Annotated in this window: 19 protein-coding genes and 1 pseudogene; 9 read left to right on the top strand and 11 right to left on the bottom strand. The window is 63.9% G+C overall.

The features are described from left to right. The first annotated feature begins 128 nt into the window (after nucleotides 1-128). From NKK47_RS28495 to NKK47_RS28465, 7 genes are all read left to right on the top strand, one after another. Nucleotides 129-1,571 (top strand): DHA2 family efflux MFS transporter permease subunit, encoded by a 1,443-nt coding sequence (locus NKK47_RS28495; RefSeq protein WP_352579107.1) that lies wholly within the window; start codon nucleotides 129-131, stop codon nucleotides 1,569-1,571. Between the two features lie 280 nt (nucleotides 1,572-1,851). Continuing rightward, a complete protein-coding gene (locus NKK47_RS28490) occupies nucleotides 1,852-2,838 on the top strand; it encodes an ABC transporter permease (protein WP_352579106.1) in 987 nt (328 codons plus the stop codon). A 59-nt stretch (nucleotides 2,839-2,897) separates the two neighbouring features. Next, the gene (locus NKK47_RS28485) at nucleotides 2,898-3,923 is read left to right on the top strand and encodes a sugar ABC transporter substrate-binding protein (RefSeq protein ID WP_352579105.1); all 1,026 of its coding nucleotides are present in this window, start codon (nucleotides 2,898-2,900) and stop codon (nucleotides 3,921-3,923) included. A gap of 83 nt (nucleotides 3,924-4,006) precedes the next feature. Beyond that, on the top strand, nucleotides 4,007-6,130 hold the full coding sequence (locus NKK47_RS28480) for an ABC transporter permease (protein WP_352579104.1): 2,124 nt from the start codon (nucleotides 4,007-4,009) through the stop codon (nucleotides 6,128-6,130). Next, nucleotides 6,127-7,185, top strand: a complete 1,059-nt coding sequence (locus NKK47_RS28475) for an SMP-30/gluconolactonase/LRE family protein (RefSeq protein ID WP_352579103.1) — start codon at nucleotides 6,127-6,129, stop codon at nucleotides 7,183-7,185. The genes NKK47_RS28480 and NKK47_RS28475 overlap by 4 nt, the downstream gene beginning before the upstream one ends. Then, on the top strand, nucleotides 7,185-8,681 hold the full coding sequence (locus NKK47_RS28470) for a sugar ABC transporter ATP-binding protein (protein WP_352458297.1): 1,497 nt from the start codon (nucleotides 7,185-7,187) through the stop codon (nucleotides 8,679-8,681). Before NKK47_RS28475 ends, NKK47_RS28470 begins: the two co-directional genes overlap by 1 nt. Nucleotides 8,682-9,048: 367 nt before the next feature. Beyond that, nucleotides 9,049-9,456: a carboxymuconolactone decarboxylase family protein gene (locus NKK47_RS28465; protein ID WP_352458743.1), complete on the top strand. Its 408-nt coding sequence runs from the start codon at nucleotides 9,049-9,051 to the stop codon at nucleotides 9,454-9,456. 218 nt (nucleotides 9,457-9,674) lie between these two features. Here NKK47_RS28465 and NKK47_RS28460 read toward each other — a convergent pair whose 3' ends face one another. From NKK47_RS28460 to NKK47_RS28410, 11 genes are all read right to left on the bottom strand, one after another. Continuing rightward, complete coding sequence (locus tag NKK47_RS28460) at nucleotides 9,675-10,562, bottom strand: amidohydrolase family protein (RefSeq protein WP_352579120.1); 888 nt, start codon at nucleotides 10,560-10,562, stop codon at nucleotides 9,675-9,677. Further along, entirely contained in the window at nucleotides 10,562-11,698 is a 1,137-nt protein-coding gene (locus NKK47_RS28455; RefSeq protein ID WP_352458741.1) for a vWA domain-containing protein, read from the bottom strand. Before NKK47_RS28455 ends, NKK47_RS28460 begins: the two co-directional genes overlap by 1 nt. A 235-nt stretch (nucleotides 11,699-11,933) precedes the next feature. Then, nucleotides 11,934-12,815: an AAA family ATPase gene (locus NKK47_RS28450; RefSeq protein WP_352579102.1), complete on the bottom strand. Its 882-nt coding sequence runs from the start codon at nucleotides 12,813-12,815 to the stop codon at nucleotides 11,934-11,936. Between the two features lie 9 nt (nucleotides 12,816-12,824). Next, nucleotides 12,825-13,829, bottom strand: a complete 1,005-nt coding sequence (locus NKK47_RS28445; protein ID WP_023675798.1) for a xanthine dehydrogenase family protein molybdopterin-binding subunit — start codon at nucleotides 13,827-13,829, stop codon at nucleotides 12,825-12,827. Between the two features lies 1 nt (nucleotide 13,830). Continuing rightward, on the bottom strand, nucleotides 13,831-15,198 hold the full coding sequence (locus tag NKK47_RS28440; RefSeq protein ID WP_352579101.1) for a xanthine dehydrogenase family protein molybdopterin-binding subunit: 1,368 nt from the start codon (nucleotides 15,196-15,198) through the stop codon (nucleotides 13,831-13,833). A gap of 14 nt (nucleotides 15,199-15,212) precedes the next feature. Continuing rightward, the gene (locus NKK47_RS28435; RefSeq protein WP_352579100.1) at nucleotides 15,213-15,695 is read right to left on the bottom strand and encodes a (2Fe-2S)-binding protein; all 483 of its coding nucleotides are present in this window, start codon (nucleotides 15,693-15,695) and stop codon (nucleotides 15,213-15,215) included. Between the two features lie 49 nt (nucleotides 15,696-15,744). After that, a complete protein-coding gene (locus NKK47_RS28430; RefSeq protein WP_352579099.1) occupies nucleotides 15,745-16,539 on the bottom strand; it encodes an FAD binding domain-containing protein in 795 nt (264 codons plus the stop codon). Between the two features lie 33 nt (nucleotides 16,540-16,572). Continuing rightward, on the bottom strand, nucleotides 16,573-17,016 hold the full coding sequence (locus NKK47_RS28425) for an SRPBCC family protein (protein WP_352579098.1): 444 nt from the start codon (nucleotides 17,014-17,016) through the stop codon (nucleotides 16,573-16,575). 108 nt (nucleotides 17,017-17,124) lie between these two features. Then, a complete protein-coding gene (locus NKK47_RS28420) occupies nucleotides 17,125-17,952 on the bottom strand; it encodes an AraC family transcriptional regulator (protein ID WP_352579097.1) in 828 nt (275 codons plus the stop codon). Between the two features lie 314 nt (nucleotides 17,953-18,266). Next, a complete protein-coding gene (locus NKK47_RS28415; protein ID WP_352458732.1) occupies nucleotides 18,267-19,265 on the bottom strand; it encodes an ABC transporter permease in 999 nt (332 codons plus the stop codon). Between the two features lie 34 nt (nucleotides 19,266-19,299). After that, nucleotides 19,300-20,040, bottom strand: a complete 741-nt coding sequence (locus tag NKK47_RS28410; protein WP_023675804.1) for an ATP-binding cassette domain-containing protein — start codon at nucleotides 20,038-20,040, stop codon at nucleotides 19,300-19,302. Nucleotides 20,041-20,467: 427 nt separating this feature from the next. Here NKK47_RS28410 and NKK47_RS28405 point away from each other — a divergent pair, with 427 nt between their 5' ends. Both NKK47_RS28405 and NKK47_RS28400 read left to right on the top strand, forming a co-directional pair. Then, the gene (locus tag NKK47_RS28405; protein ID WP_023675805.1) at nucleotides 20,468-21,457 is read left to right on the top strand and encodes a sugar-binding protein; all 990 of its coding nucleotides are present in this window, start codon (nucleotides 20,468-20,470) and stop codon (nucleotides 21,455-21,457) included. A gap of 147 nt (nucleotides 21,458-21,604) precedes the next feature. After that, nucleotides 21,605-21,785 (top strand): annotated as a pseudogene (locus tag NKK47_RS28400) (FadR/GntR family transcriptional regulator); the annotation flags it as partial.

Here is a 21,785-nt window from a genome sequence, read left to right as displayed (position 1 = left end):
AAGTTTGTTGGACCAGGTCTGGACGGCACCGGCCAGATGCTGTTGAAACCGGTGCGTCATCGGTTTGCCGGACAATTGTGCGGTTGCCGATGGAGCGGGTGAAAATTCCCCTTCGGACAGTTCTTTGCATGACCGCCATTCCCGAAAACAAAGCCTTGCCCGAAACCGCGCCGGCGGCGCGGCAAGCTCGGCGGGTGGCGCTGATCGTCGCCGTCGCCTTTTTCATGCAGCTTCTGGATTCGACCATCATCTCGACCTCGCTGCCGCAGATGGGAGAATCCTTCGGCGTGCCGGCGGTGGCGATGAGCATCGGCATCACCGTCTATATGCTGACCATGGCGGTGTTCGTGCCGCTGTCCGGCTGGCTTGCCGACCGTTTTGGCGCGCGCAACATCTTCCTCGTGGCGATCGCCCTGTTCACGCTGGCCTCGCTCGTTTGCGGCATCTCACAGAACCTGGCCGAGTTCGTCGCCGCACGCGCGGTTCAGGGCCTGGGCAGCGCGCTGATGACGCCGGTCGGCCGCATCCTGGTGCTGCGCAATGCGCCGAAATCCGAGCTTCTCAACGCCACGGCGCTGATCACCTGGCCGGCGCTGTTCGCGCCGGTGGTCGGGCCGGTGCTTGGCGGCTTCATCACCACCTATCTCTCCTGGCACTGGAATTTCTTTATCAACATTCCGCTTGGGGTTGCCGGTTTGGCACTGGTCGCCCGCTTCATTCCCGGCGACCGCGAAGGCGGCGCTAGGCCGCTCGACTGGCCGGGCTTCCTGCTGACCTCGGTGGGGCTCGCCGCGATGCTCTATGGCCTCGAGCGCATCGCGCATCCGCAGGAGGGTGTGTTGCCGACCGTGGCACTGCTCGGCGCGGGCATTTTGGTCGGCTGGCTGGCGGTGCGGCATCTGCGACGCGCCAACCATCCGCTGCTCGATCTCACAGCTTTCAAGGTGCAGACCTTCGCCATCTCGACGCTGTCGGCCGGCACGATCTTCCGGATCGCCATCAACGCCACGCCGTTCCTGCTGCCGCTTTTGTTCCAGGTCGGCTTCGGACTGAGCCCAGTCGATGCGGGCATGATGATCCTGGCCTATTTCCTCGGCAATCTCGGCATGAAGGCGGTGACGACGCCGACGCTGAGGCGCTTCGGCTTCCGTTCGGTGCTGATCGTCAACGGGGTGATCGCCTCCTTGTCGATCATGGCCTGCGCGGCGCTTTCGCCGCAGACGCCGCAAGCGTTGGTGGTGGTGCTGATGCTGATCGCCGGCCTGTCGCGTTCGATGCAGTTCACCGCGCTCAACACGCTGGCCTTCGCCGATGTGGCCTCACAGCAGCGCAGCTCGGCAGCGACGTTGTCCAGCATGCTGCAGCAGGTGGCGATGCTGTTCGGCGTGGCGGTGGCGGCGGCACTGCTCAACCTGTCACAGATCGCCAGGGGCGCGGCAGCGCTCGATCTCGTCGACTTCCGCCTTGCCTTCCTGGTGATCGGCGCAATCGGTCTCGTCGCCTCGTTCCGCTTTCTGGCGTTACCGAACGCTGCCGGCGCCGAGGTCTCGGGCCATGCTTTGCGGATTTGACGCGGGAATCCAGCGGCGAGCGCGGACATAAATTCTGCCTGCTTCGCTCGTTGTGGAACAAACTTTTACGAGCGCTCCGATCGGCACGGTTAATTGCAAAAGTGCTTGAGTTCCTGGCATTGCGCCAGCCTCGCCACTCGGCGCGTCCAACCGCAGAATTTCCTCGCAAGCCGGCCTGCAATGCGCGGATTCATTTGACGAATTGGTCTTGAGCCGATTAGCTTTCGTTCCGATGGCCGCAGAGGGAGCAGGGCGTAGCCATCGCGGGTGAAAGCGGGCAATGAACGCGACCGGCTGGCTAAACTGGAGAAGCCTGAACCAGGAGGGCATTGTCTTTGCCATCGCGGTTGTGCTGTTCATTGCCGCCGCCATCGGACTGCCTGGGTTTATCAACTCGAACAATCTTGTTGCCATCGTGCGCTCGGTCTCGGTGCTGGGAATATTGGCGCTTGGCATGGCGGTCGTCATTATCGGCAGGGGCATCGACCTGTCGGCGGTGGCGATCATGGCGATGTCGGTCGCCTGGTATCTGAAACTGCTGAATTCGGGAACATCCGACGGGCTGGCCTTCGCCTATGTGCTCGCTGGCGTTCTCGCCATCGGGCTGTTGAACGGAATCCTGGTCGCCTACGCCGAGGTTCCGGCGATCTTCGTGACGCTGGCGACCGCATCCTTCGTCTTCGGCTATGTGCGTTCACAACTGATCACGCAGGACGCCGTGCCGGTGCCGCCCGGCCATTGGGTCGAGCTTCTGGGCGGGCTGCGTTTCCTCGACATCCCGGTCGAGGTGTTTGTCTTCGCCGGGCTGGCTTTCGCCTTCTTCCTGTTCCTGCGCTACACCAAATGGGGCCGCTACGTCTATTTCGCCGGTGACAACCCGGTCGCCGCGCGCAACATCGGCATTCCAGTGCGCCCGATGCTGGTGCTGCGCTACGTGCTGTCGGCCCTGGTCTCTCTGGTGGCCGGCCTGCTCACCGCCGCCAGCCTGCATTCGATCAACACCCGCATCGTCAATTCCACGCTGCTCTACGACATCGTGCTGGTGGCGGTGATCGGCGGCATCGGTCTGTCTGGCGGGCGGGGCGGGGTGCGCAACGTGCTGGTGGGTGCCGCGCTGATTGGCATCCTGCTCAACGCGATGACCATCATCGACATTCCGCTGCTCTATCAGAACTTGATCAAGGCCGCGATCCTGCTGGCGGCGATCATCGTCGACGGATTCATCAATCCGCGCGACGAGCAGACCGCGCAGCAAGGCGACATTTAGACTGACGCGAACGGTTGGGGCCGGCCGCGAACGACAACGACCAAACCAGAGGATGTGACATGAAAATCATCAGGACATTTATGGCTGCCGCGGCAGCGCTTGCCGTCTCCGCGTTTGTGGCGCCAGGCTTCGCGGCCGAAGATCCGGGTCCGGGCGCCTATTCGCAAGCACTCAAGGGCAAGCGCGTGATGCTGGTACCGATGGCGATGGGCTTCGACCTGGCACAGGGCTGGGCGCATTACCTGAAGACGGAGGTCGAGGCCTGGGGTGGCGTGTTCGAGACGCGTGACCCGAACTGGGTGGTCGATGCCGGCGCGCAGGCGATAACCGACGCGATCTCGTCGGACGCCAGGCCGGACGTGCTGATCATCCACTCGCCCGACCTCAACTCCTATGCCAAGCTGATGAAGAAGGCGCAGGCGGCCGGCACCTATGTGCTTTTGGTCGACAATCCGGCGAACTTCCCGGCCGATGCCTTTGTCGGCAGCGACTGGGATCGGCTCGGCCAGCTGGAAGCCGAAGCGGCGATCAAGGGTTGTGGGCCGAACTCGTCCAAGAAGATCGGGCTGGTGCAGGGCGACCAGGCCAACTCGTCGAGCCTGTACCAGTATGCCGGCATCATGAAGGTGCTGGACAAGAACCCCGACTTCAAGGTCGTGGCCAAGCCTGACTCCAACTGGGATGCGACGACCTCGCGCAACGTGACGACGACGATGCTGCAGCAGAACCCCGACATCTGCGCCATCATCGATTTCTGGGACGGCGACGCGACCGGCGCATCGGCTGCGATCCGCGATGCCAAGCTCGAGGGCAAAGTCTTTCTGGTCACCACCGGCGGTGGCGAAAAGACCGCCGACTGCGACAAGCTGCAGGACGGCACTTATGGCGCGGTGGTGATGACCGATCTTGCCCGCCAGTCGGGCGACATGAACGCCGTCATCAAGTTCCTGTTGCAGAGCGGCCAGCCGGCCGGCACCTCGCACACCTACATCTACACGCTGGAGAAGGCGACGACCAAGGCCGACCTCAAGCCAGACAGCTGCTGGGACTTGAAAGCACTGCAAGCCCAAGCTGCGGCCAAGTAAACGGCGGGTCCGTTGCAAGCATCGACGAGGTGGCCGGACCGGGTTCGGCCGCCTCTTTCTCTCTTGAGTGGCAGCAGCAACCGATGTCCTTTCGCGAACGCCTTCAATCCTGGCGCTACAATCTCGTGCCCGACCACCTCGTCGGCGAGATCCTAAGCAAGCGCTGGACCGACAACGCCATTCCTTTCCTGGCGCTGGTGGCGACGCTCGGTGTGTTCGGTTCGATCATCCCCGGCTTCTTCAAGCCGATGTCGCTGCAGGAATCGACCCGCCAGCTCGGCGAGTTCTCGCTGGTGGTCACCGGCATGACGGTGGTTATGCTGGGCGGCGGCATCGACCTTTCGGTCGGCTCGATCTTCGCGCTGTCCTGCTTTTCCGCCGTGTTCGTCTTCTTCATCCTCGAACAGTCGGTGTGGCTGGCGCTGGCCGCCTCGATCGTCACCGGCCTGCTGTTCGGCGCGATCAATGGCTATCTGATCGGCTATTTCCGCCTGCGCGCTTTCCTGACGACACTGGTCACCTTCATCTTCGGGCGGGCGCTGTTCGACATATTGGTCACCACCTATGCCGCCGACGTGCAGCTTTCCGATGCCACATCGGATGTGCTGGACTTCATCGGCGACGATACCTTTTGGGGCCTGTCGGTTGCGGTGTGGGCGGCGATTATCCTGGCCATCATCACCCACGTCGCGCTGACGCGCTCGCGGCCCGGCTGGCATGTGCAGGCGGTGGGCGGGTCGCGGCGCTCGGCCCACAATGCCGGCATCCGCGTGCGCCGCACCGTGTTCATGACTTATGTGTTCTCCGGCTTCTGCGCCTCGCTCGGCGGCTTCCTCATCGCTTGCCGGCTGAGCGGGGCAGGGCCGGGCACAGGCCTCAACCTCGAGGTCATGGCGTTGACGGCGGCGGTCGTCGGCGGCGTCAGCCTGGGCGGCGGCCGCGGTTCGGTGATCAAGGGGCTGATGGGCGCGATCATCGTGCTGACGATGACCAACGGGCTGATCCGACTGGGCTATGGCACCGGCACCAACCAGATGGTGCTGGGCATCATGCTGGCCGTCGCAGTCACCATCGACATTCGCTGGCTGAAGAACCGACACAAGGTGCTGGACGAGGTCTATGTCGCACCGGTCTATCTGAAGATGGGCGCAACGCAGTCGGCGGCACCGGGCTCGGGCACGCCTTACGAGCTCGACAATCGGCTGTCGGAGGCTGACCATATCGGGCTCGGCGAGCTGGAAGGGCCGGAAGACGTCATCCTCGACCGCGACGACCATCTCTATTGCGGCACGAGGCATGGCGAGATCGTCCGTTTCTTCGCGCCGGATTATAAGCGCTCGGAGGTCTTTGCCCATATTGGCGGCTTTCCACTCGGCCTGGCCTTCGACAAAACAGGCAATCTGATCAGCTGCGTCGGCGCGATGGGCCTCTATTCGGTCTCGCCGGAGCGGGAGGTGAAGCGGCTTTCGGCGGAAACGTCGCGCTCCTGGACTTCCATCGTCGACGATGCGCGGCTGCGCGATCCCAATGATTGCGACATCGCGCCGGACGGCCGCATCTATTTCACCGATTCCACCAAGCGCTATGACGCGCACGACTGGGCGCTGGACTCGATCGAGAACCGCGCCACCGGGCGGCTGCTCGTCTATGACCCGAAGGACGGTTCGACGAAGACTTTGCTCGACGGCTATCGCTATACCAACGGCGTGTGCATGGCGCATGACGGCAAGTCGCTGTTCTTTGCCGAAAGCTGGGCGTGCCGCGTGCATCGCTATTGGCTGGTGGGGCCGAAAGCGGGCGCCGCCGAATGCGTCATTCGCGACATGCCGGGCTACCCCGACAACATCAACCGAGCGTCAGACGGCAATTACTGGATGGCCTGGCTCGGCATGCGCACGCCGAGCTTCGACCTGTCGCTGCGCCACCCCGACATGCGCAAGCGCATGACGCGCCGGTTGCCGCAGGACGAATGGCTTTTTCCCAACATCAACACCGGCGGTGTGGTGAAATTCAACGAGAAAGGCGGCATCGTCGAAGCGATGGGCGATCTGTCGGGCACCGCGCATCCGATGGTGACTTCGATGCGCGAGCACAAGGGTTTTCTGTTCGTCGGCGGTATTCTCAACAACCGCATCGGCCGCTACCGGATTGCCGGGGCCGACCCGAACTGGACCAGCCCCGCTTCCTACTGGGGGGCGAAGGCATGATGCTGGACCCGATCCTCGACATCTTCCGCGGCAAGGCGGTGACCATCCCGCCGCTCGACGGCGCCTTCAGGCCGAACACGCTGCTGGACGATGTTGCGGCCTTCGCCGAACTGCTCGAGCCCGATAATCTGCTGGTCGCCGACGGCCGGCTGCTGGCGTCCAGCGGCAATGCCGTCTACGCGGTCACCGCCGGTGGCGCGCCTGTTCTGGTCGAGACATTTCCGGCCGCAGTCACCGCGCTCGCGCGCTCGCCCGCCGGCGAACTGACGGTTGGGCTCGAAAGCGGCAGGCTGTTGATTGCAGCCAAGGAGGCCGCCCTGCCGGCCGAGATCCGCTGCATAACGGCACTCGTCTACGCAGAAGATGGCACGCTTTGGCTGGCCAATGGCTCGGCCGACCACGGGCCGTCGCAATGGGCCGCCGATCTGATGAAGAAGGGTGCGTCGGGTTCGCTGTGGAAGCGCGATCCGGCAGGCAGCGAATTCCGCAAGCTCGCCGGTGACATCGCCTTTCCCTATGGGCTGCATCCAACAGGCAAGGATGTGCTGGTCAGCGAGAGCTGGCGGCACCAACTTATCCGCTTCGACGGCGCGACAGGCAGCCGCTCGACAGTGCTGGCGCATCTTCCCGGCTATCCCGCGCGGCTATCGCCTGCCGCCGATGGCGGCGCCTGGCTGGCACTGTTTGCGCCCCGCAACCGTTTGATCGAATTCGTGCTGCAGGAAAAGCACTATCGAAACGACATGCTGGCGCAAGTGCCGCCGCAGCACTGGATCGCGCCGGCACTCGCCTCCAACCGCAGCTTCCTCGAGCCGCTGCAATGCGGCGGCATCCGCACCATGGGCATGCACAAGCCATGGTCGCCGAGCCGCTCCTACGGGCTGGTGGTCAGGCTCGATCGGGACATGCGGCCGCAGTACAGCCTGCACAGCCGCGCCAACGGCACGCGCCACGGCATCTGCAGCGTGGCGGAGAAAGACGGTCGCCTGTTCATTGCCTCGAAAGGCGGCGATTGCCTGCTGGCTATCGACCTGGCTCCAGGAGGGCATCGCTGATGGAACCGATCGTCCGCCTGGAGAACGTGACCAAGACCTATCGCGGCGTGCCCGCGGTGAAGAATATCAGCTTCGAGCTGCGCAAGGGCGAGATTCACGCGCTGCTCGGCGAGAACGGCGCGGGAAAATCGACGCTGACCAAGATCATCGCCGGCGTCGTCGACGCGACATCGGGAAAGATGTTCCACAAGGGGCAGGAGATCGCCTACGCCTCGCCGCATGCGGCACTTGAGGCCGGCATCGCCATGGTGTTCCAGGAGACCAGCCTGGTGCCGTCGATGACGGTGGCGCAGAACCTTTATCTCGGCACGGAAAGCTTTCTCAACCGGCTGCGCGGCACCTACATCTCGGCGCAGCAGTTCCTGCAGTCGCTGAATTTTCCCGTCGACCCCAATGCCATGGTGGCGACGCTGGGCGCGGCCAAGCGGCAGATGGTCGAAATTGCACGCGCCGTCCACCACAATGCCGAGATCATCATCTTCGACGAGCCGACGGCGACGCTGACGCCAGAGGAAAAGCGGCACTTCTTCGCGCTGATCCGCCGGCTCAAGGCAAGGGGTGTGTCGATCGTCTTCATCAGCCATGCGCTCGAAGAGGCGCTTGATATCGCCGACCGCATCACCATCCTGCGCGACGGCGAGCTGGTGATCACCGACGATACCGCCGCTTTCGATCGCGACAGGATCGTCGCGGCGATGGTCGGGCGCACGCTTTCGGGACAGCTCTACAGCCAGCGCGACGAGGCCAGGCTGCGCAGGGCCGGCAGGAAGGTGCTGTCGGTACAGGACATCTCGATGAGCAATGTCGTGCGCAACAATTCCTTCTCGATCTTCGAGGGCCAGATCACCGGCGTGTTCGGGCTGATCGGCTCGGGCCGCACCGAGACGTTCAAGATCGTCTCCGGCATCTACAAGCGCGACTTCCTGCGCGGCGGCACTATCGAGCTGCACGATCGGCCGGTCCGCTATCTCGTGCCGAGCGAGGCCGTGGCGGACGGCATCGTCTATGTCACCGAAGATCGCAAGAGCGAGGGGATTTTCGAGACGATGGACATTCCCGAGAACCTGTTCGGCGGCTTTTTGGCAGCGGGGCGGGAAAAGGGCTGGGTGATCAATGCACAGGAGATGCGGACGCTGTCGGCCAAATGGACCAAGACACTGAACGTCAAGGCGATCAACGACAATGCCCGGGTGGTCGAGCTTTCCGGCGGCAACCAGCAGAAGGTGGTGATCGGCAAGGGGCTGGTGCAGAAGCCGCGCATCGTCATCTTCGACGAACCGACGCGCGGCGTCGATGTCGGCGCCATCGCCGAGATCCACCAGATCATCAACCGACTGGCCGACGAGGGCCTGGCCGTCGTCGTCATCTCGTCCTACCTGCCGGAGATCATGAACCTGTCCGACCGCATCCTGGTCTGCCGGCAAGGCCGCATCGTCGAGGAGTTCTCGCCTGCGGAGGCGACGGAGGAGAAGATCATGTATGCGGCGGTGCATTAGGTTTCTGGCAGATGCGTACTTCGACAATTGGCCGAGTCGCCAATCCATTCGTCATCCTGGGGCGAAGCAAGGAGCGAAGCGATGCGGCGCAGACCACAGGATCCATGCCGCGACATCCGATCGCTGCAGCGGTGCAGCATCCTGCTCCGCTGCACCCATCGGCAGAGGTCACGGCATGGATCCCAGGGTCTCCGCGACGGAGCTTCGCTCCTGCTTCGCCCAGGGATGACGAAGGTGAGGGGCCTCGGCCAGCCTTACGATCTTGCCTCAGCGCGTCAATTGCTGATTCATCCAAGGCGGTTAGCCGCCTTTTCTCCCGACCTGATTCAACGACCTCGCATAACGATCCAAACGAAAGGACCAAGCCATGGCCACGACGAAACTTCTGACCGATGCCGACGTCGAGGCGATTCCCGCCGTGAAGGCTGTGTTCGACGACATCCGCGCGACGCGCAAATCCGACTTCGTCAACAATTTCTGGCGCGGGCTGGCCAATGATCCGGCGTCGCTGAAGCGGGTCTGGGAACAGCTCAAGGCGGTAATGGTCGCTGACAGCGCCATCGACCCGCTGACCAAGGAAATGATCTACATCGCCGTCTCGACCGCTAATGGCTGCTCCTATTGCGTCCACTCGCACACCGCCGCAGCGCGGGCCAAAGGCATGACCGACGCGCAGCATGGCGAGCTGGTCTCGATCATCGGGCTGGCCGGGCAGACCAACCAGATGGTCACCGCGATGCAGATACCGGTCGATCCGCAGTTCGAGGTGAGGTGAGGCGAGGCGCGGCGCGGCGCCTTCCCTTCTCCCCTTGTGGGAGAAGGTGGCCGAGCGAAGCTCGGTCGGATGAGGGGTGTTGGACGGATCGCGGCATTGGAGACGTAAGCGCTTCAAATCGCTGGGATTTTCTCCGCCGAGTTTATTCCAGCACCCCTCATCCGTCTCGGCGCTGCGCGCCGATCCACCTTCTCCCACAAGGGGAGAAGGGATGCGCCTCACACCGGCCGATATACCTTCTCCGCCGTGTTCCAGAAGATATCCGCCTCGGCCGCCGCGCCGTGTTTCGCCACCGCCTCTCGATGCGCCTTGATCAGCTCGGCATGGCTGGTCCACAGCTTCTCGATCGGGAAGTTCGAGCCGAACATCAGATGATTGCTGCCGAGGATGTCGATGGCGTTGTCGACGATATAGCTGATCAGCGCCGGGTCGTTGCGGTGGACGAAGGTGCCGAGGCCGGACAGCTTTGCATAGAGGTTGGGCGCCGCTGACAGCGTGCGCAGGCCGGACTTCCACGCCTCGGTGGTCTCCGGCTCCATGTCGGTCAGCATGCCGGCGTGGGTGAGGATGAAATTCGTCTCGGAGTTGTCGCCGACGAGCGTCAGCCCGTCCTTCATCTGGGCGGGGAAAAGCTGCAGGTCGAAGGACAGGCCGTAATCCTTCAGCCGCGCGACATTGGCCCGCACCTTGGGGTCGATGACCTGATCGGCCGAGGCGGCGAAGCGGAAGGCCGGCGTTCCGTGCCAGTGCAGCTGCATGCGCACGCCGCGCAGCAGAGGGTATTTGATCAGCCGGTCGATCTGGTGACGCACGTCGTCCACCGTCATGTCGGCATAGCCGACGATGGCGTGCGGCCAGCCGGTTTCTTCCGCGGTCTTCTGCAGGAAGGCGACCTCGTTCTCGAAATCCTCCTTCGCCCAGTTGGTCTGCACATAGACCGCCTTCTCGACACCCGAACCTTGCTGGTCGGCGAGGAATTCCTCGATCGGATAATCGCGGCGGATCGGCTCGTAGGGGCCAAAGATGCGCGGCACCATCGGCCCGCGCAGCCAGGGCTGGTCCTCTCGGCGCCAGATGTGGAAATGCGCGTCGATCGCCTTCTGCATCACGAAACCCTTTTCCAGATTGCCGCGGCCGCCGGAGCTGGGCGGGCGAGCGACAGGATGAACTCGGTGAGACCGGCGATCGAGGAGCCGTCGACCAGATCGTCGAGCACTGGCAGGACGGTGCGAAGCGCTGCCGTTGCCGGCCGGAAGCGCGGGTCGCCGGCCAACGGCGTCGCCAGCGAAAGCCGAAAGGCGCGGGCGCTCAGCCGGCGCATCGCGGTCTCCAGCTCGGCATGATCGCCGCGCTCCAGCGCATCGGACAGGATGATGATCGCCGCCCCGCGTGCAAAGGCGGAGAAGCGCGGCACCGATAGAAACGCGAGCAGCGTCGGTCCCATACGGGTGCCGCCGTCCCAGTCGTCGACCTGGGCAGCGGCGCGGGCCAGCGCCTGATTGCGGTCGCGAATGCGCAGCGCCGAGGTGATGCGGGTCAGCCGTGTGCCGAAAGTGAAGACCTCCGCCCGGTCGGCCCCTTGCACCGCCGCGTGTGCCAGCTTGAGATAGTCTGATGTGTAGAGCTTCATCGAGCCGGACACGTCGATCAGCATGAGTAGCTTGCGCGGCACTGTCTGCCGCCGGCGCAGCAGCGGCGAGGGGATATCGCCGTCGGCACTGACGATTTCGCGCAGCGAGCGGCGCAGGTCGAGCTTGCCGCGGGCATTCGTGCGCACGGTGCGGAAGGAGCGGCGGGCGGGCAAGGCGGTGGCGAGCTTGCGGCGGAAGGCGGCAAGCCCGTCGCTGTCACGCTGGAACTCGCGGACGCTCAACTGTTCGCTGGCCGAAGACAGTTCGCCGCCTTCCTCCTGGTGGACCACTTCGATTTCTTGTTTGCTGGTTTTGCCGTCGTCCTTGATGCGGGCTTCCTCGTCGGCGTCGCCTTCGACCAGCGCCGCGGCATCCCCATAGAAATGGCTCCGGAAATGCGCCTCGAATTCGTCGCGGCGGTCGGGCGGCGGCGCCAGCGTGGCGAGGGCGGCCTCGCGGATGTCGGCCATCGAACGGGGACCGAGCAGGGTTACTGCCTGCATGAAGTCTAATACCTGCTCCGGCGCGACAGCAAAGCCATAGCGGCGGAGCAGCCGGCCGAAGCCGAGCATTGGGGTTGCGGCGCGCGGCAAGCTTTCTCCCCGCATCATTCCTTCGCGCCCCCCTCTGTCCTACCGGACATCTCCCCCTCAAGGGGGGAGATTGGCAGCTTTGACGCTCCGCTCATTTCTGCAATGTTGGAGTTTAGCGAAAGCCGGGATGACATCTGATCTCCCCCCTTGAGGGGGAGATGCCAAGTGGTGGCAAAGAGGGCAGGACAGAGGGGGGTGCTGTCCCGCCAACGTTGCGGAATGGACGGGAGGAGGGGATTGCCGACTTCCCGGCTCACGCCAGCGCCTCCTCGACAATCTTGCCGAGCTCCGGCGCGATGCAGGATAGATCCTCCTCGTCCTTGATCAGCACGCCGATGGCGCGGCGAAACGCTTCCGGCCACGGGCTGCCGCCCTTTTCGAGGATGGTCGCGGCGTTGGCCCATTCGACCGCCTCGGCGATGCCTGGTGGCTTGGCCAACGGACGCGCGCGAATGTCGCGCACGGCAGCAGCCACGGCGCGCGCCGTGGCCTCGGCGACATCGCCGGCGCGCAGCATGATGATCTCGGCTTCGCGCCCGGCGTCGGGATAGGTGATCCAGTGGTAGACGCAGCGCCGCCGCAGCGCTTCGGCCAGTTCACGGGTGCGGTTCGAGGTCAGGATGACGATCGGCTGCGCCGTCGCGCGGATGGTGCCGCGCTCGGGAATGCTGATCTGGAAATCGGAGAGGAATTCCAGCAGCAGCGCTTCGAATTCATGGTCGGACCGGTCGATCTCGTCGACCAGCAGCACGCGTTTTTCCGGTGCCTTCAGCACCTGCAGCAGCGGCCGCGCGATCAGGAAGCGGTCGTCATAGATGTCGATCTCGTGCTCGCCGGCATGGCGGATGGCGAGCAGCTGGCGCTGGTAGTTCCACTCGTAGAGCGCATGTGCGGCGTCGATGCCCTCGTAGCATTGCAGCCGCACCAGATCGCGCCCGAGCAGTTCGGCTGTCGCCTTCGCCGCTTCGGTCTTGCCGACGCCGGGCGCGCCTTCGAGCAGCAGCGGCTTACCCAGCCTGATCGCCAGGAAGATTGCGGTGGCCAGGCTTTCATCGGCGAGATAGCGCGAGGCGGCGAGGCGGGACGCCACCGCCTCCGGCGAAGTCGCGACTGTCTCGGCGCTTCTCTTGGGCATTTCCAGCACTCAGTTCGGGGCTTGCGCCTTCAGCGCCCGCAGGATGCGCTCCGGCGTGATCGGCAGCGTGTCGATGCGCACGCCGACGGCGTCGAAGACGGCATTGGCGACCGCCGGGATCTGCGGGTTGGCGCACATTTCGCCCGGCCCCTTGGCGCCATACGGCCCGTCCGCCGAGGGCCGTTCCAGCACGATGATCTCGGTTTCGGCAAGATCGCCAGGACCCGGCATCAGATATTGGTTGAAGTCGGTGCCGCCATGGTCGCGGTTGGGGTAATAGGGTTCGGTCGTCTCGTAGAGCGCATGGCTGATGCCCATCCATGAACCGCCGACGAGTTGCTGCTCGACCATTTTCGGGTTCAGCGCGCGGCCGATCTCGAACACGTTCTTCACCGTCAGCACGGTGACTTCGCCGGTCTCGTCGTCGACTTCGACCTCGGCCACCGTGCAGGCATGCGCATAGCAGGTCGACGGCTTCATCGCGCCGGTTTCCTTTTCCGGATAGGAGCGCGGGATCAAAAACATGCCGCGGCCGGAAATCGAACGGCCGCGCTTGAAATGCGCCGACAGCGCGACATCGAAGATCGAGATCGATTTCTGCGGCGCGCCCTTGACCAGGATGTTGCCCTGGCCGTCGGTCTCGAGATCCGACGCGTTCACTTCCAGCTCCTCGGCCGCCACTTCCAGCATCACCTGGCGGGCTTCCCTGGCCGCCTGGATGACGGCGTTGCCGGCGCGGTGCGTGCCGCGCGAGGCGAAGGTGCCCATGCAATGCGGGCCGGTGTCGGTGTCGGCGGTGTCGACGACGACACGGTCGGTCGGCACGCCGATCGTCTCGGCGCAGATCTGCGCCATGATCTGCTTCATGCCCTGGCCGAGATCGACGCTCGACAGCGTCACCATGAAATTGCCGGTCGGCGTCGAATGGACCAGCGCCTGCGTCGGGTCGCCGCCGAGATTCATGCCGGTCGGATAATTGATCGCGGCGACTCCGCGTCCGCGCCTGATCGCCATCTCAAACTCCCTTCGCGTAAGACGACATCGCCATGAATTTTTCTGCCACGGGCCAGTTGGCGGCGCGCGAGGCTTCCTGCATGCACTCGATCAGCGCAGCACCCTCGGTCGGCTGCCGATGTGCTTTCATGTCGCCATCGCGATAGGCGTTGATGAAACGGAATTCGAGCGGGTCCATGCCGATCAGCCGGGCGAGCTTGTCCATCTGCACCTCCAGCGCGAAATCGCCGATGGTAACCCCGAAACCGCGCATCGCCGAGGACGGGGTGCGGTTGGTGTAGACGCAGTAGGTGTCGATCCAGACATTCGGGATCGTATACGGGCCGGGATAATGCCCGGCGCCCTTCTGCGCGCCGTAGGGCGAATGGCGCGAATAGGCGCCGGCGTCGGTGTAGCCGGTCACTTTGCGCGCGACGATGCGGCCGTCGTTCATGACGCCGTCCTTGATGACGACTTTCTCGGCGGCGCGCGGCGAGGAAATCTGCATCTCTTCCTCGCGGCTGTAGATAAAACAGACCGGTCGTCCTGTTATTTTGGCGCCAAGGATGGCGATCGGCTCGACGATGACGTCGACCTTGCCGCCAAAGCCGCCGCCGACAGTGCCGCCGACGAAATGCAGCTTGTTGCCGGGCATCCGCAGGATGATCGAGGCGTTATCGAGAGTGAAGAACATCGCCTGCGTGTTGGTGTAGCAGGTGAAGCGGTCGTTGCCCTCCGGCGCGACGATGCAGCCGGTCGTTTCGGTCGGCGCATGCTCGATCGGTGAAGACTGGTAGGTCTGTTCGAGCACGTGGTCGGCTCCTGTAAAGCCTGCCTCGACATCGCCGAAGCGCACCTTGCGGCATTCGCCGCTATCGTAGAGATAGTAGTTCCGGCCATGGTACTCATTGACGATCGGCGCGCCGGGCTTCAGCGCTTCCTCCATGTCGAAGACGGCGGGCAGCACCTCGTAATCGACCTTGACCTTGGCGGCGGCTTGCTGCGCGGCGCGCTCGGTCTCGGCCAGCACCGCCACCACGGCCTCGCCCTTCCAGCGCACCTTGCCGTCGGCCAGCACCGTCTCGTCCTCCGGCCCGATCTGGATCAGGATCAGGATGGTGTAGACATTGTGCGGCACATCCTTGGCGGTCAGCACCTTGACGACGCCGGGGTGCTTTTCCGCCTCTGACGTATCGATGCTGCGGATGCGGGCGTGATGATGCGGGCTGCGCACCATCTTCAGGTGCAGCATGCCGGGAAAATTGCGGTCGGCGAAATAGGCGGTCTTGCCGGTGACATGGCCGGGCGAATCCGAACGCGGCCGCGGCTGGCCGATCTCGTGCAGATCGTCCTTGCGCTGGTCGGCGAAATAGCTCTTGCGGAGTTCCATTTTCTTAACTCCCCTCAAGCCGCGTTCTGCGAATTGGAGCGCGCGGCGGTCAGAACTGCCTGGATGATCGGCTCGTAACCGGTGCAGCGGCAGATATTGCCGGACAGTGCCTCGACCACATCCTCGCGGCTGGGGTTCGGGGTTTGGTCGAGCAGCACCTTGGCGGCCATGATCATGCCCGGCGTGCAGAAACCGCATTGGGTCGCGAAGGCGTCGAGGAAAGCGCGTTGCAGCGGATGCAGCACGCCGCCATCCGCCAGTCCCGAGGTGGTGGTGACGGTCGCACCGTTGCAGGTCTCGGCCAGCGTCAGGCAGGACAGCCTGAGCTCGCCATCGATGATGACCGAGCAGGCGCCGCAAGTGCCCTGGTGGCAGCCGCCCTTCGGCGAGGTGTCGCCGATCTTGTCGCGCAGCGCGTGAAGCAGCGTTGTGCCGCTGTCGATGAACTCGGCTTTCTCCGCACCATTGAGCGTGAACTGAACCGGGACCTTTGCCATCTTTTTACTCCTTTCGCCGCAGCCAGGCGGACATACGCGCCACGGTCTTTCAGGCGAGCAGCAGCCGGCCGAGATGGACCGGCAGGACTTCGTTGCGATACCAGGCACTGGCGATGGGATCGGTTCGCGGCGAAGTGCCGTCGCGGGCAACAGCCAGTGCCGGTGCGATGCCCTCGCTCGTGAGTTCCCGGCCAATCAGGGCCTTCTCCGCCGCCCTGGCACGGATCGGCCGGTCGGCCATGCAGCCGAGCGCGATCCGCGCGGACGACACAGTGCCGTCCGGTGCGTGCTCCAGCACGGTCGCGATGCTCAGCACCGAAATGCCCTTTGGCTTGACCCTCGACACTTTCAGGAAGCGAAAGCCGCCTTCCTTCGGAAGCGTGAAGCCGACCGCAGTGACGATGGCGTGGTTGCTTTCGCGTTTCGCCAGGAAGGTTTCGATCGGGAGTTCGCCGTCGCCGGTGTTGACGGTTGCATCCAAAGCCAGCAGCGCAACGGTGAAATCGCCGTAAGGCGTTGGCGCGAAGAGATTGCCGCCGACGCTCGCCATGTTGCGGATCGCCGGGCCGCCGACGGCGCGCGCGGCGTGGGCAAGGGGGGTGAGATCCGGGTGACGGGCGACCGCCGCCATGGTCACCGAAGCGCCGATGCGGACCTCGCCGCCGGAAATGCGGATAATTGACAGCGCCGGGTCGGTCGACCTGACGAAACCGGAGATCGACACGTCGCCTTCATTGACGGCGCGCACGACCAGCGTGCCGCCACCGAGATAGCGGGTGCCGGCGGCTTTCAGCGCCGCGCCGGCGTCCTTCACCGTCGCGAAAGTCTGCAGTGCAAGCGCCATGGAACGCTCCCTTTTTCGGGCTTAGTCCGTCATTCAACTCTGGCCGGCAAAGTGGTTCTTCAGGGCGTTGAACCCGCCCTGGAAAACATTGGCGCCCATGCCTTCGACCAATTTATCGGCTTCCTCGGGAGCGGCGTCGAAGCTGGCGGTCCATTCGGCATAGGTGCGGTCGCCGTCGGTCACCCGCCGCAACTGCAGCGTCGACTTGTGGTTGGTGAGCGGCTGCGGCGTCTCCAGGATGGAGTAGCTGACGAGGAAATTCTCGTCGGAGAAATCGAGCAGCTTTTCGCGGAGGCGGGCGCCGCTGGCGAGCTGGAAATTGCGCACGCAGCCGATCGTGCCGGCATCCTTGCCGTCTTCGATATGGCTTTCGACCATGCGCGGGTGCCAGGTCGGCAGGCCGTTGAAGTCGCGTATGCGCGCCCAGACCCTTTCGACCGGCGCGTCGATGACACTGGAGATGGTGACTTTCGCCATATGATCGTTCCCTTGCAAATCAGCTGCTTGGGAGGGTAGGGCGGCAGGCTCGGCAGCGCTTATCAATGCGTCTTGAACGCCTATCAAATAGTCTGAAAAAACGGGCGCTCAGCTGATCGCCCGCGCCGCCTCGCGGTAAAGCGTCGGCGGGACGCCGACATGGTCGCGGAAGAAGCGCGAGAAATTGCCTTGCGTGGTGAAGCCGAGATTGCAGGCGACCGAGATCAGCGGCTCCTGCGACCATTGCAATTGCCGCACCGCTTCCTCCATGCGCAGCGTGTTCCAATAGACGTTGGGCGTCAGATTGGTCTGTTCCTTGAACAGCGCGAAGAAATGCGGCCGCGACAGGCCGACGCTGCGCGCCACGTCGTCGAAGCAGATACGCTCGCAGACATTGGCTTTCATCAGCTGGATCGCCTTGCGGACGCGGAAATCCTGCATGGTGTTGACGCGGGCGCGCACCGTCTGCGGTGCGGAGGCATCGGCGGCGTCGAGTACGCTGTCGATGAAGCGCTCGATCTCGTAGTTGGCGATGTCCTCGATGCTCTCATTGTCGCTGAGATGATCGAGAAGGTTGGCCGCTGCCTTGTGCAGCCAAGGCTCGAGCGTGATTGCCGGGGTGGAGAACAGCGGCGCGGAGGAAGGCAGCTCGCGGCGCCTTCGAGCCCAGTCCGGATCGATGTAAAAGGCGAGGAACAGGCCGGGCGTGCCGTCGCGGGACAGAGCGTGGCTGTGCGGCTGGAAGGAATTGATGCCGGCGGCGGTGCCCGGTCCAAGCCGCACCGTCTCGCGGCCGATGGTCATCTCGCCGGCGGTGCCTTCCAGCCAGATGATGATATGCGCCTCGACATGGGCATGGGTGACGAAGTCGCTGGCGACGTTCAGGACAGAAACATGTCCGAACCGGCCCCAGTAGAGCCTGATCGCTTCCGTCATGGGTATATCCTCCCGCAGGCGACTGGCCTCCCTTCGCCTGCTGCGAGCGATTGTGCGGCTCAGTTCGGGCTTGCGTCAAGACCGATGCGCACGTCCGGGCGCCGGCCACGCGCCGCACCGCGGATTTTCAGACTCGGCGATAGGAGCGCGTCCCCTTCTCCCCCTGTGGGAGAAGGTGGATCGGCGCGCTAGCGCCGAGACGGTTGAGGGGTGTTGGAAGAAATGAGGCGATGCCAAGCTGGAGCACCCCTCATCCGTCGCCTTCGGCGACACCTTCTCCCACAAGGGGAGAAGGGGGAGGCTGCGCTTGAACGTCAGTCGTTGCGCCTGAAATTACGGATGCGGTCGAACAGCACGGCGAGCAGGATGGCGCCGCCGATGAACACCCCTTGCCAGAAGGCATTGATGCCGAGCAGGCCGAGGCTGTTGCGGATGACCTCGATCAGCGCCGCGCCGACGACCGCGCCGAAGGCTGTGCCCATGCCGCCGGCCAGGTTGGCGCCACCGATGACGGTGGCGGCGATCACCTGAAGCTCCATGCCGTTGCCGAGATTGGTGGTGACCGCGCCCAGCCAGCCGGTCTGGATGATGCCGGCAAGGCCAGCCGCCATTGCCGAGATCATGTAGACGACGACCTTGATCTGGCGCACCGGAACGCCGGTCAGCGTTGCCGCATGCTCGTTGCCGCCGATGGCGAAGATGTGCCGGCCGAATTTCGTCCAGCGCAGCACAAAGCCGGTGATCAACGCCAGCACGATCATGTAAAGCACCGGATTGGCGATGCCGAACACCCAGGCGCCGCCGCCCAGCGCCAGCAGCTTGTCGTGATCCGGCCCGAACTGGAAGACGACGGTGTTGTTGGAGGCGACCATGGCTAGGCTGCGCGCAATCGACAGCATGCCGAGCGTCACCACGAAAGGCGGAAAGCCGAGATAGGCGATCAGAACTCCGTTGAAGGCGCCGATGATCAGCGCTGTGGCGATCGCAGCGGCAATGCCGATCTCGATGCCGTAGCCGGCATGCATGGTCACGGCCAGCACCATCGAGCACAGGCAAAGCACCGAGCCGACCGACAGGTCGATACCGCCGGTGATGATGACGAAGGTCATGCCGAGCGCGACGATGGCGACGAAGGTGACGTTGCGGGTGATGTTGTAGAGGTTCTTCGTCGTGGCGAAGGAATCCGTTGCCACCGACAGGAACAGGCAGGCGAGGATGACCGCGATCACCACCCAGAAGGTCTGGCTGGCAAACACCTTGCTCAGCAAGGTGTGCTGCTTGTGCGCGATCGTCTGATCAAGGGTGACTGCCATTATCGACCTTTTTTACTCATGGTTGAGGCGTCAATCATACCTGTTCGATGGCGCCGGTGATGAGCCCGGTGACTTCTTCCGGCGAACTCGATGCGATCGTCTTGTCGGCGACCTTGCGGCCGCGCCGCATGACGATGACGCGGTCGGCGACGTCAAAGACGTCGGGCATGCGGTGGCTGATCAGCACGACGGCGATGCCCTGGTCGCGCAAATGGCGGATCAGGTTCAGCACCTCGGCGACCTGGCGCACCGAGATCGCCGCCGTCGGCTCGTCCATCAGCACGATCTTGGCCTGCGAAAGCATGGTGCGGGCGATCGCCACCGCCTGCCGCTGGCCGCCCGACATTTGCTTGACCAGGTCGCGCGGGCGGGTTTCGGATTTCAGCTCGGCGAAGATCTGGCCGGCACGCTTGTACATCGCGGCATAGTCGAGGATGCGAAGCGGCCCGAGGCCGCGGCGCAATTCACGGCCGAGATAGACGTTGGCGGCGGCCGTCAGATTGTTGCACAGTGCCAGGTCCTGATGGACGATTTCGATGCCGTGCTGGCGCGCCTCGACCGGCTTGTGCAGGATCAGCTCCTTGCCGTCCATCTGCATCGTGCCATGGCTCGGCGGGAAATTGCCGGCGATCATCTTGACCAGCGTCGACTTGCCGGCGCCGTTGTCGCCCATCAGGCCGACAACCTGTCCGGCCTCGATCGACAACGAAACGTCGTTGACCGCCTGGATGGCGCCAAAATGCTTCGAGATGTTGGTGAGTTCGAGAACCGCCACCAGCCTTCTTGCCTCCCCGTGCTTTGCGGCCTGCGGTTCTGCCGCGGCCATTCGCTCTCCCCAGTTCCTCCCGGAAGCAGCGATTTTGCCCATTTACGCATAAGCCTCCTTGGCGTCAACCACGGCTTCTTTCGAAAAATCAGTTTTGTAGGACAAATAGCATTGACGTCGGTGACAAGGCGATATTAGCTAAGTGTCGGAGGAGCTTGCGCCGAGGCACCGGGTTGCCGGAAGGAATCGGTGAGGGTTTGTCGGTCAGGGATTTGGTAACCAGCGATATCTGTCGGTGCCGGTCTGAGACTGAATATGAAAATGCTTATCGACCTGGCTTGGCGACACGAGTGCGACGTCCTCTGTCATCTTGCTCCGGGTCGGTCTGTGTGTGGCGGGCACGCGGTGTCCGTTTGTTTCAAAAGGGAGGACTGACATGAGGAAATCACTATTGCTCGCTGCCGCCGCCGTCATGGCGTTGGGTGCCGGGCCGGCTATGGCCAAGAAACAGCTCGTCATCGTGGTGAAGGGTCTCGACAATCCATTCTTCGAGGCCATCCACCAGGGTTGCGAGAAATGGAACAAGGAAAACGCCAGCTCGGAATATGAGTGCTTCTACACCGGACCGGCATCGACCTCGGATGAGGCCGGTGAAGCCCAGATCGTCCAGGACATGCTGAGCAAGCCCGATACGGTGGCAATGGCGATTTCGCCATCGAACGCGCCGCTGATCGCGCAGACGATCAAAAGCGCCAATCCGTCGATCCCGATCATGACCCTCGACGCCGACCTCAGCAAGGAAGATGCGGCGCTGCGCAAGACCTATCTCGGCACCGACAATTACCTGATGGGTCACAAGATCGGCGAATACATCAAGAAGGCCAAGCCGAATGGCGGCAAGATCTGCACCATCGAAGGCAATCCGGCCGCCGACAACATCCTGCGCCGCGCGCAGGGCATGCGTGACGCGCTGTCGGGCAAGGACGGCCTCGCGGCGCTGGCGGGCGAAGGCGGCTGGACGGAAGTTGCCGGCTGCCCGGTGTTCACCAATGACGACGGCGCCAAGGGCGTGCAGGCGATGACCGACATCCTCGCCGCCAATCCCGATCTCGACGCCTTCGGCATCATGGGCGGCTGGCCGCTGTTCGGTGCTCCGCAGCCCTACCGCGACCTGTTCAAGCCGATGGCCGACAAGATCGCCAGCAACGCCTTCGTCATCGGCGCCGCCGACACGATCGGCGACGAGGTGGCGATTGCTCGTGACGGGCTGGTGACCGCGCTGGTTGGCCAGCGGCCGTTCGAGATGGGCTACAAGGCGCCCTCGGTGATGATCGACCTGGTCGACGGCAAGCCAGTCGCCGATCCGGTGTTCACCGGCCTCGACGAATGCACCAAGGACACCGTCGACACCTGCATCCAGAAGTAGGTTCGCAATTTCGGGGCGCCCTTCGACGGGCGCCCCGTTCGCACTGTCCATACAAAACGCACGAGGCGACGCTGCTTTGGAGCGTAGGCCGCTGCTTTGTCGTGCCCTGAGTTCAGGCTTTCGACAAGCAGTTGCCGGGGAATACCAATGCCGGACGCGACATCAAAAAAGCGACCCGCCAAATTCAAGGCCGAGGCTGAGCGGCCGGCCGTCGTTCGGCGTGCCGATGCCGCACACTTTCCCGGCTCGAGTGTGCACGCCTCGCTCGCCAACGAAATCGGGCTGAGGATCGTGCGCGGCGACTATCCGCCGGGAACCATCCTGCCCA

This window comes from Mesorhizobium sp. M0019 (assembly GCF_040323975.1).
In the GTDB taxonomy this organism is placed as follows: Bacteria; Pseudomonadota; Alphaproteobacteria; order Rhizobiales; family Rhizobiaceae; genus Mesorhizobium.
The sequence above is the reverse complement of the archived record's forward strand: the minus strand, read 5'-3'. Positions and strand labels throughout refer to the sequence as shown.